This window comes from Streptomyces sp. NPDC025784, assembly GCF_055558435.1.
Window position 1 is genome coordinate 212,863 of sequence record NZ_JBVHMN010000010.1, and the last position, 10,671, is coordinate 223,533.

Annotated in this window: 10 protein-coding genes; 8 read left to right on the forward strand and 2 right to left on the reverse strand. The window is 70.6% G+C overall.

All coding sequences use genetic code 11. The features are described 5' to 3' along the window. Positions 1-4: 4 nt before the first annotated feature. A complete protein-coding gene (locus tag ACZ4IF_RS23410) occupies positions 5-1,219 on the forward strand; it encodes a cytochrome P450 (RefSeq protein WP_467565658.1) in 1,215 nt (404 codons plus the stop codon). A gap of 7 nt (positions 1,220-1,226) precedes the next feature. Then, positions 1,227-1,748: a cupin domain-containing protein gene (locus ACZ4IF_RS23415; protein ID WP_467565661.1), complete on the forward strand. Its 522-nt coding sequence runs from the start codon at positions 1,227-1,229 to the stop codon at positions 1,746-1,748. On the opposite strand, the gene ACZ4IF_RS23420 is transcribed toward ACZ4IF_RS23415, so the two are convergent. Beyond that, complete coding sequence (locus ACZ4IF_RS23420; RefSeq protein ID WP_095932782.1) at positions 1,745-2,971, reverse strand: acyl-CoA dehydrogenase family protein; 1,227 nt, start codon at positions 2,969-2,971, stop codon at positions 1,745-1,747. The genes ACZ4IF_RS23415 and ACZ4IF_RS23420 overlap by 4 nt on opposite strands. 169 nt (positions 2,972-3,140) lie before the next feature. Between ACZ4IF_RS23420 and ACZ4IF_RS23425 the strand changes: the two genes are divergently transcribed. Next, positions 3,141-3,788 carry a TetR/AcrR family transcriptional regulator gene (locus tag ACZ4IF_RS23425; protein ID WP_359489884.1) on the forward strand — a complete coding sequence of 216 codons (648 nt, stop codon included), beginning with the start codon at positions 3,141-3,143 and terminating at the stop codon, positions 3,786-3,788. Positions 3,789-4,064: 276 nt separating this feature from the next. On the opposite strand, the gene def is transcribed toward ACZ4IF_RS23425, so the two are convergent. Then, on the reverse strand, positions 4,065-4,604 hold the full coding sequence (def, locus tag ACZ4IF_RS23430; protein WP_467565666.1) for a peptide deformylase: 540 nt from the start codon (positions 4,602-4,604) through the stop codon (positions 4,065-4,067). A 154-nt stretch (positions 4,605-4,758) separates the two neighbouring features. Between def and ACZ4IF_RS23435 the strand changes: the two genes are divergently transcribed. The 5 genes from ACZ4IF_RS23435 to ACZ4IF_RS23455 form a co-directional block, all read left to right on the forward strand. Next, positions 4,759-5,997 (forward strand): MurT ligase domain-containing protein, encoded by a 1,239-nt coding sequence (locus tag ACZ4IF_RS23435; protein WP_095932785.1) that lies wholly within the window; start codon positions 4,759-4,761, stop codon positions 5,995-5,997. A gap of 19 nt (positions 5,998-6,016) precedes the next feature. Beyond that, the gene (locus ACZ4IF_RS23440) at positions 6,017-6,745 is read left to right on the forward strand and encodes a type 1 glutamine amidotransferase (RefSeq protein ID WP_345658098.1); all 729 of its coding nucleotides are present in this window, start codon (positions 6,017-6,019) and stop codon (positions 6,743-6,745) included. 284 nt (positions 6,746-7,029) lie between these two features. Beyond that, positions 7,030-8,055 (forward strand): 6-phosphofructokinase, encoded by a 1,026-nt coding sequence (locus tag ACZ4IF_RS23445; RefSeq protein WP_359489880.1) that lies wholly within the window; start codon positions 7,030-7,032, stop codon positions 8,053-8,055. A 181-nt stretch (positions 8,056-8,236) separates the two neighbouring features. Continuing rightward, the gene (locus tag ACZ4IF_RS23450; RefSeq protein ID WP_467565671.1) at positions 8,237-9,190 is read left to right on the forward strand and encodes a cytochrome c oxidase assembly protein; all 954 of its coding nucleotides are present in this window, start codon (positions 8,237-8,239) and stop codon (positions 9,188-9,190) included. Positions 9,191-9,315: 125 nt separating this feature from the next. Further along, positions 9,316-10,671 (forward strand): DUF6777 domain-containing protein (locus tag ACZ4IF_RS23455; RefSeq protein ID WP_467565674.1); only part of this gene is annotated, 1,356 nt, incomplete at its 3' end.

The window sequence follows — 10,671 nt, forward strand, 5'->3', positions numbered from 1 at the left end:
GGCCATGGCCGAGGACATCCTCACGGAGGCGTTGCCTCCCGTCCGGCACTGGCCCGCCCTCGACCTGATGGGCGTGGATTTCGACCCGGTCCTCACGGATCTCATGCGTGAGGGCCCGGTCACCAGGATCCAGCTGCCCAACGGCGAGGGCTGGGCCTGGCTGGTGACCCGGCACGACGATGTGCGCGTGGTCGCCAACGACCCCCGGTTCAGCCGTGAGGCGGTCATGGACCAGCGGGTCACCAGGCTCGCCCCGCACTTCATCCCGACGCGTGGCGCGGTGGGTTTCCTGGACCCGCCCGACCACACGCGGCTGCGCCGCTCGGTGGCCCCCGCCTTCACGGCACGCGGCGTCGAGCGGGTGCGGGCGAAGTCCCGGCAGGTGCTGGACGGGCTGATCGACGATCTGCTCCAGGGCGGTCCGCCGGCCGACCTCACGGCGACGGTCCTGAGCCCGTTCCCCATCGCGGTCATCTGCGAGCTGATGGGGGTCCCGACCGCCGACCGGCACCGTATGCACGCCTGGACCCAGCTGATCCTGTCCTCCTCGCACGGCGCCGACGTCAGCGAGCGGGCCAAGCAGGAGATGAGCGCGTACTTCGGGGAGCTGATCACGGACCGGGCCGGGAGCACCGGCGAGGACGTCACCTCGCTGCTCGGCGCCGCCGTGGGACGCGACGAGGTGACGCTGGAGGAGGCCGTCGGGCTCGCCGTTCTTCTGCAGATCGGCGGCGAGGCGGTCACCAACAACAGCGGACAGCTCTTCTACATCCTGATGACGCGCCCGGATCTGGTGGCGCGGCTGCGGGCCGAGCCGGAGATCCGCCTCCAGGCGATCGACGAGCTGCTGCGCTACATCCCGCACCGCAACGCGGTCGGGCTGTCGCGGATCGCGACCCAGGACGTGGAGATCAAGGGCGTACGGATCCGGGCGGGCGACGCGATCTACGTGTCGTACCTGGCCGCGAACCGCGACCCGGACGTCTTCCCGGACCCGGAGACGATCGACTTCTCACGCAGCCCCAATCCGCATGTGGCGTTCGGCCACGGCCCGCACTACTGCCCCGGCGGAATGCTGGCCAGGCTGGAGTCCGAGCTCCTCGTCGACGCGCTGCTGGACCGGATCCCGGGCCTGCGGCTCGCCGTGCAGCCGGATCGGGTCTCCTTCAGGAAGGGCGCGCTGATCCGTGGTCCCGAGGCCCTGCCCGTGATGTGGTGAGCGACCCATGACGAAGACCGAAGGACTGCTTGTGCCACCGGGTCACGGCCGGGTGGTGCGCACACCGGCCCAGCACGTGACCTTCAAGGTGACCGGCTCGCACTCGCGGGCGGCCTCCACGTTCGAGGTGGAGGTCCCTCCGGGCTTCGACGTCGGCGCCCATGTGCACACACGCAGCGAGGAGTTGTTCTACGTGCTCGAAGGCGAGCTGGACGTGCTCGCCTTCGAGCCCCGCGTGCGGACACCCGACAACTGGCAGAAGTGGGAGTCCACTTCAGGCAACCGGGTGGTCCGCGCGACACCGGGCACGGTGATCGTCGTACCTCCCGGGTGTCCGCACGCATTCGCCAACCCGACGGACAGCCAGGCCAAGATGTTCTTCCAGGCCTCCCCGCCGCCCGACCACGAGCGGTACTTCGAGGAGTTGCTGGAGATTCTCGGCTCTGGCGGTCCGCCGGACCACGAGGCGATCCAGGAACTGCGCAGCCGCTACGACATCGAGCAGCTCACGCCGCTCCGGATCCGCTAGCGGATGGGCATTCCCGCGAGGGTGCGGGCGATGACCAGTCGCTGGATCTCGCTCGTACCCTCGAAGATCGTGTAGATCGCGGCGTCCCGGTGCATTCGCTCGACCGGGTACTCGCGGGTGTAACCGTTGCCGCCCAGGATCTGGATCGCCTGGGCGGTGACCTTCTTGGCGGTCTCGCTGGCGAACAGCTTCGACATGGAGCCCTCGGCCGCCGTGAACGGCTTGCCGTTGACCGCCATCCAGGAGGCGCGCCACACCAGCAGCCGGGCCGCGTCGATCGACGTCCGCATGTCGGCGAGCTGGAAGGCGACACCCTGGTTGTCGATGATCGGCCGGCCGAACTGCTCACGGGTCGTGGCGTACTCGAGGGCGACCTCGTACGCGGCCCGCGCGGTGCCGACCGCCATGGCGCCGACGGCCGGGCGGGACGCCTCGAAGGTCGCCATCGCGGCGTTCTTCACGCGCTCGCCGCCCGTCCTCGCCCGCTCGCGGGCGCGGGCGAGGCGCTCGTCGAGCTTCTCCTTGCCGCCGAGGAGGCAGGACCCGGGGACGCGGACGTCCTCCAGGACGACCTCGGCGGTGTGCGAGGCACGGATGCCGTGCTTCTTGAACTTCTGGCCCTGGGAGAGACCGGGCGTGTTCGGCGGGACGATGAAGGACGCGTGGCCCTTGGAGCCGAGCTCGGGGTCGACGACCGCGACGACCACGTGGACGTTGGCGATGCCGCCGTTGGTCGCCCAGGTCTTGGTGCCGTTGAGGACCCACTCGTCCTTGGCCTGGTCGTACACGGCACGGGTGCGCATGGAGGCGACGTCGGACCCGGCGTCGGGCTCCGAGGAGCAGAAGGCCGCGACCTTGACATCGTTGACATCGCCGTACATCTGGGGGATCCAGGTGCCGATCTGCTCCTCGGTGCCGTTGGCGAGGACGCCCACGGCGGCGAGGCCGGTGCCGACGATGGAGAGGGCGATGCCCGCGTCACCCCAGAACAGCTCCTCCATCGCCATCGGTATACCGAGGCCGGTGGAGTCGAAGTACTGCTGGGCGTAGAAGTCGAGCGAGTAGATTCCCACCTTCGCGGCTTCCTGGATGACCGGCCAGGGAGTCTCTTCGCGCTCGTCCCATTCGGCGGCCGCGGGGCGGATGACGTCGGCGGCGAAGCCGTGCAGCCAGTCCCGGACCTCCCTCTGTTCGTCGTTGAGCTCCATGGTGAACTCGGCCATGACCCCTCCAGCACTGCACTCATCTGTTACTTGCGGTAACGGGAGTGTGTTACTGCCCAGTAGGAAAAGTCAACTCCCGGATCGAGCTCGGCAGCCCGTTCGATACGCATCCGCCGATGAGTGTTAGTTTGCGCAGGCGTCACCGAAACACCACGGGTGGGGAGAGCACATGGACACCACACAGCGGACCGATCAGCAGAGGTCCGCCGACCGCCGCCGGCGTGAGCTGCTGGAGGCCGCCGACAGGGTGGTGCTCCGCGACGGCCCCGGGGCCTCGATGAACGCCATCGCCGCCGAGGCGGGCATCACGAAGCCCATCCTGTACCGCCACTTCGGCGACAAGGGCGGGCTGTACGCGGCGCTCGCCAAGCGGCACACGGACGCCCTCCTCGGAGCGCTGCGGGCCGCTCTGGACGCACCGGCCGAACGCCGCGAGCGGGTCGAGTCGACGCTCGACACCTACCTGGCGGCCATCGAGGCCCGTCCGCAGGTGTACCGCTTCCTGATGCATCCGGCGGAGGGCACCCAGGCGCCCGGCGACGCGGGCTTCGACGTCGGCAAGCACTCCGCCCCGCTGCTGCGCCGCATGGGCGAGGAGCTGGCCGAGGTCATCGAGGAGCGCGTCGACCTGGGACCGGGCAGCCAGCAGCTGGCACGCGTGTGGGGGCACGGGATCGTCGGCATGATGCATGCCGCCGGAGACTGGTGGCTCGGCGAACGCCCCTGCTCGCGCGCCGAGTTGGTCCGCAGCCTGGCCGATCTCCTGTGGGGACGCCTGGCCGCCGCCGGCGACCGCGTCGGCGGCCCCGGCTTCTGACCCGCCTCGCAAGGGGCGCGGAGACCCCCGCGCCCCACAAGAGGCGCGGGGAACCGCGCACCAGCCACGACGAACCGGCGGCCGAACAACCGGGACCAGCCCCCACAAGGGGCGCGAGGAACCGCGCGCCCAGCCACGACGAACCCGCGGCCGAACGACGGAGCTCACCCCCGAGGGACGGCCTCGCAAGGAGTGCGGCACCCGGGGGTACCGCCGAGCGCCAAGGCTGCGGCGCACCCACCCCCAGGGCACCGCACCCGCGACCGAGCGTCGGCCTCAACGACCCCAGGAAGCCCGCGCAGCCTGCCGCAGCACCCGGCGACGACGCCATCCCCGCAACCGGTCCACGTACACCTCACCGGCCAGGTGGTCGCACTCGTGCTGGAGGCAGCGGGCGAACCAGCCGGTGCCGTGCAGCCGTACCCGCTGGCCGTCCGCCGTGAACCCCTCCACGACCGCGTGGTCGTAGCGCTCGGTGCCGGCCTCCAGCCCCGGCAGCGACAGACATCCCTCAGGTCCGCGCAGCACGACGCCGTCGGCCTCGACGAGCCGCGGGTTCACCACGTGTCCCCGATGGCGGACGTCCTCGTCGTCCGGGCAGTCGTACACGAAGACCCGCAGCGGTACGCCGACCTGGTTCGCGGCCAGGCCGACGCCCTCGGCCGCGTACATCGTCGCGAACATGTCCTCGACGAGCCGGGCGAGTTCGGGACCGAAGTCGGTGACGTCCTCGCACGGCGTGTGCAGGACGGGGGCGCCGAGCAGGGTGAGAGGCCGGACGCGCCCGTGGGTGCCCGGGATGGAGCCGTGTCGCATGGCGGCAAGGGTACGGTCCTGGAAGGAACGCGAACGTCGCACGGGCACCGTGGTGGTGCCGCGATTCGGGCACCTGAGTGGATCTCGATAGGCTGAGGCCCACACGGTGCCGGGGGCAGAGGCGCGGCGCGTACGCAAGGAGGATCGAGAAACGATGTCAGGCAACTCGGACCCGCTGACGCCGCGGGCCAAGCTGGCCGTGACGGCGGGCAAGGCGGCAGCGGCCGTCTCGCGTGCCGCCGGACGCGGCAGCGGATCGGTGATCGGCGGCCGGGTGGCACTCAAGCTCGACCCAGACCTGCTGGCACGGCTGGCCACCCACCTGGACGTGATCCTGGTCTCGGCCACCAACGGCAAGACCACGACGACCCGGCTGATCGCGGAGGCGCTGCGCGCCGCGGGCCCGGTCGTGTCCAACGCGCTGGGCGCGAACATGCCGGCCGGCATCACCTCGGCGCTCGCCGGCGGCTCGGACGCCAAGTTCGCGGTGATCGAGGTCGACGAGAAGTACCTCTCCGGAGTCGCGCGCGACACCGACCCGAAGTGCATCGCCCTGCTCAACCTCTCCCGCGACCAGCTCGACCGGGCCGCCGAGACCCGCATGATGGCCGAGCACTGGCGCGAGGGGCTGGCCGGCTCCAAGGCCGTCGTGGTGGCCAACGCCGACGACCCGCTCGTCGTGTGGGCTGCCTCCTCCTCACCGAACGTGATGTGGGTCGCCGCCGGCCAGATGTGGAAGGACGACGCCTGGTCCTGCCCGTCCTGCGGCGGTGTCATGCAGCGCCCCGGCGACGACTGGTTCTGCGGGGAGTGCGGCTTCCGCCGCCCCACGCCCACCTGGGCGCTGTCCGGCGACCACGTGCTCGACCCGCACGGCTCCGCCTGGCCGATCCATCTCCAGCTGCCGGGCCGCGCCAACAAGGCGAACGCCGCGTCCTCGGCCGCCGTCGCCGCCGTCTTCGGCGTGCCGCCGCAGGTCGCCCTGGAGCGCATGTACCAGGTGCAGGCGGTGGCCGGACGCTACGACGTGGTGCAGTTCATGCAGCGCGACCTGCGTCTGCTGCTCGCCAAGAACCCCGCGGGCTGGCTGGAGACCTTCTCGCTGATCGACCCGCCGCCGACTCCGGTCATCCTCTCCGTGAACGCGCGCGGCGCCGACGGCACCGACACCTCCTGGCTGTGGGACGTCGACTACACGCGTCTGACCGGGCACCCCATCTTCGTTCTCGGCGACCGCAAGCTGGACCTCGCCGTGCGCCTCGAGGTCGCGAACCAGCACTTCCAGGTCTGCGAGAACCTCGAACAGGCCGTACAGATGGCGCCGCCGGGGCGCATCGAGGTCATCGCCAACTACACCGCATTCCAGGACCTGAGGCGTCGTGTCGGCAACTGAGCCACGGAGGACGAAGAGAATGAGCGACAACAGCCTGCGTCTGGTGTGGATCTACCCTGACCTGCTGAGCACCTACGGCGACCAGGGCAACGCCCTCGTCGTGGAGCGCCGGGCCCGCCAGCGCGGTCTCGACGTGGCCCGTCTCGATGTGCGCAGCGACCAGCCGATCCCGACCTCGGGCGACATCTACCTGATCGGTGGGGGCGAGGACCGGCCGCAGCGGCTCGCTGCGGAGCGCCTGCGCCGCGACGGCGGCCTGCACCGCGCGGTCGCCAACGGCGCGATCGTCTTCTCGGTCTGCGCCGGCTACCAGATCCTCGGCCACGAGTTCATCAACGACCTCGGCCAGCGCGAGCCGGGTCTCGGGCTGCTCGACGTGGTCTCGGTGCGCGGCGAGGGCGAGCGGTGCGTCGGTGACGTCCTCGCGGACATCGACCCGCGCCTCGGGCTGCCCCAGCTGACGGGCTTCGAGAACCACCAGGGCGTCACCCACCTCGGCCCCTCCGCGCGCCCGTTCGCGAACGTGCGGCTCGGCAAGGGCAACGGCACGGGCGACGGCACCGAGGGCGCGTACAACGACACGGTGTTCGGCACGTACATGCACGGGCCCGTCCTCGCCCGCAACCCGCAGATCGCGGACCTGCTGCTGAAGCTGGCGCTGGATGTGAACGCGCTGCCGCCGATCGACGACCGGTGGTACGAGGCGCTGCGCAACGAGCGCATCGCGGCCGCGCAGCAGCCCGCGTGAGCACTGCCGCCCGGCAGCCCGCCTGAGCCGGCCCGGAAACGGTTCGGCAGACCCCGGCGAGGACCCCGCACGACGGTCCCGCCGGGGTCTTCGCGTCCGCTCCCCCGCCGCTGGAGTTCCGCTGCGCGGGGGCCCGTCTGACAAGGCCTCCGCTCACCTGTGCGGGTGCGTCCAGCAGGCGGACGCAGGTTACGGAAGGGCCCCCTCCCGCCGGTAGGGTGGCGGGGATCCTGCCGGACAACGTGGTCCGGTCCCCGGCCCACGTTGAGAAGGTATTTCGGGCTATGCGCATTGGTGTCCTCACGTCCGGCGGCGACTGCCCCGGTCTGAACGCCGTCATCCGGTCCGTCGTGCACCGTGCCGTCGTCGACCACGGCGACGAGGTCATCGGCTTCCGGGACGGCTGGAAGGGCCTCCTGGAGTGCGACTACCTCAAGCTCGACCTCGACGCGGTGAGCGGCATCCTGGCTCGCGGCGGCACGATGCTGGGCTCCTCCCGGGTCCAGCCCTCCCACCTGCGGGACGGCGTGGAGCGGGCGAAGGGGCACGTCGAGGAGCTCGGCCTCGACGCGATCATCCCGATCGGGGGCGAGGGCACGCTCAAGGCGGCCCGTCTGCTCTCGGACGGCGGTCTGCCCATCGTCGGCGTGCCGAAGACCATCGACAACGACATCGCGGTCACGGACGTCACCTTCGGCTTCGACACGGCCGTCGGTGTCGCCACCGAGGCGCTCGACCGGCTGAAGACCACCGCCGAGTCCCACCAGCGCGTCCTGGTCGTGGAGGTCATGGGCCGCCACACCGGCTGGATCGCACTGCACTCCGGCATGGCGGCGGGCGCCCACGCCATCGTCGTACCGGAACGCCCCTTCGACATCGAGGAATTGGCGGCCAAGGTCGGCGAGCGCTTCGAGGCGGGCAAGCGGTTCGCCATCGTCGTCGCCGCCGAAGGCGCCAAGCCGCGGGCCGGCACGATGGAGTTCGACGAGGGTGGCAAGGACATCTACGGGCACGAGCGCTTCGCGGGCATCGCCCGGCAGCTCTCCCTCGAACTGGAGGAGCGCCTCGGCAAGGAGGCCCGCCCGGTGATCCTCGGCCACGTGCAGCGCGGCGGCACCCCGACCGCGTACGACCGTGTCCTCGCGACCCGCTTCGGCTGGCACGCCGTGGAGGCCGTGCACCGCGGTGAGTTCGGCAGGATGACCGCGCTGCGCGGCACCGACATCGTGATGGTCTCGCTCGCCGAGGCGGTCGAGACGCTCAAGACGGTGCCCGACGAGCGGTACGCCGAGGCGGAGTGCGTGCTCTGACACCACCTCCGGCGCGGGCCGTCCCGCCCGGTCGTCGCCGGCAGCCGTCGTACGTGGATGGAACCGCCCCCGGTCGCAGCCGCGACCGGGGGCGGTTCTACTCTGGTGCGGACAGACAGCGCACAACCTCCCCCAGTGGCCCAAAAGCCTGGGAGGCCCCCCACGAAACAGGAGCCGGCGGATGGATCACAGCGGGCACGGCATGACCATGGATCTGCCGCCGTTCACGCTGGGGCGGGGGCTCGAATGGTCCGCGGACCCGTTCTTCCTCGTCGCCTGCCTCGTCGGGCTCGGCCTGTACGGCTGGGGGGTCGTACGGCTCGCGCGGCGCGGCGACAAGTGGCCGGTCGGCCGGACCGCCGCGTTCGTCGTCGGTGTGCTGACCGTGATGCTCGTCATGTGCACCGGACTGAACGACTACGGCATGGTCATGTTCAGCGTACACATGGTGCAGCACATGGTGATCAGCATGCTGTCGCCGATCCTGATCCTGCTCGGGGCGCCGATCACCCTGGCGCTGCGCGCGCTGCCGGTCGCCTCGACGCGAGGCAGCAAGGGCCCCCGTGAACTGCTGCTGATGTTCCTGCACAGCCGGTACATGCGGATCGTCACCCATCCCGCGTTCACCATCCCGCTGTTCATCGCGAGCCTGTACGCGCTGTACTTCTCGCCCCTCTTCGACTTCCTCATGGGTTCCAAGGCCGGGCACATCGCGATGATGTGCCACTTCCTCGCGGTCGGACTGGTCTTCTTCTGGCCGATCATGGGCGTGGACCCGGGGCCGCACCGCCCCGGCCATCTGATGCGCATGCTGGAGCTGTTCGCGGGCATGCCGTTCCACGCGTTCTTCGGCATCGCCCTGATGATGGCCTCCGAGCCGATGGTCTCGACGTACAAGCACCCGGCCGCGTCGCTCGGCGTCGACGCCCTGTCCGACCAGAGCGCGGCGGGCGGCATCGCCTGGGCGTTCAGCGAGATTCCGTCGGTCCTCGTGCTGCTCGCCCTGCTCTTCCAGTGGTACCGGTCCGAGCAGCGGCAGGCGAGGCGCAAGGACCGGGCCGCGGACCGGGACGGCGACAAGGAACTCGAGGCGTACAACGCCTATCTGGCCTCACTGAACGCGCGCGGTCGCTGAATTAACTTTCCTTTTCTCCTTGCGGGAAAGGCATTTCCATTCAGTAGCATGGAGGGGCGAAGTTCCGCGTCCGGTCGCACGCCCGCGCCGCGGAGTCCACGGGGGAAACCGCAGGGGGAGCGGTCATGACAATTCGCGTTTCCATGCACAGGGCCGTGATATCGACGGTCCGCAGGGCCGCTCTACTGCTGGTTTTCGTGCTGATAATCGGTGGCTGCGGCACATCCGATCAGGTGTTCGCGGTCCGCGCCGTGGCCATGGGCATTTCACAGGCCGATCCCTTCTTCGAGGAGGACGGCCTGCTCGGCCGGGACACCAAGGTTCCCGAGGCGCCGCCGAGCGGCGGGGTGCAGGCCAGCAACAGCCCGGGGCTGTACGGCGGCACACCGGACGACGGCAGTGACCAGGGTGGGGGCGACTCCGGCGGTGACGGTCCGTCCGGGGGCGGCACCGGCGACGGCTCCGGCGACGGGGGCGGTTCCGGTGGGGACGGCTCGGGCGGTGGCACTGCCGGGCAGAACGGCGGCTCACCGGGGCAGGATCCGACCGGTGGGGCCACCGGTGAGTTCGGCGGTTCGACGAAACCCGGCACCTGTGCCGTGGCGAAGCTGAAGCAATTCCTCACCGCGCCCGAGAACTCCGCCAAGGCGAAGGAATGGGCACGCGCCCTGCATATCCGCCCGGATCAGATCTCGGATTATGTCGATCACCTCACACCCGTGGTACTGCGCCACGACACGCTCGTGACGAACCACCAGTACAAGCACGGCAAGGCCGTCCCCTTCGACGCCTTGCTCCAGGCCGGAATCGCCGTTCTGGTCGACAGGCAGGGACTGCCCGCAGTGAAGTGCTCCTGCGGGAATCCGCTGCGCCCTTCGAAGGTGAACGTCAAAAAAGCGTCCGTGCGGTTCGAGGACGGCAACAAGAAGTGGTCCGGGTACCGGCAGGACCACATCGTCGTCGTCGAACCGCCGCCCGGCGACCACCGGATCGACCGGCTCCAGCTCATCGACGTGCAGGACCCGGACCGGGGCATCGCCCGCCGGCTCGGCACCGACGGCGACGACGAAGCCTTCGACCCGCACGCGGAACACACCGTCCCGACCGTCACCGGCATGTCGTTCGCCGAGGCGACGCAGGCGCTGGCCGGAGCGGGGCTGGCGACGGCGTACGACGGTGACGCCCTGCCGCCCGACGACGCCCGGGTCACCGCCTCGCAGCCCGTCGAGGGCAGCACGCTGGAATGGGGTGCGCCCGTGACCCTGTCCGTCGCCGGGGACGACGGCGAGGACGGGAGCACTCCATCGGACTCCGGCGGCCTCGGCCCGGATCCGAGCGATTCGGGAACCGGCACCGGCCCGAGCGGGACCGGTACCGGAACGGGCGGGACGCCCACCGACACCGCGGGCACCACCACCGGAAACGGCGGCACACCCACCGACACCGCGGGCACCACCACCGGGACCGGCGGCACACCCACC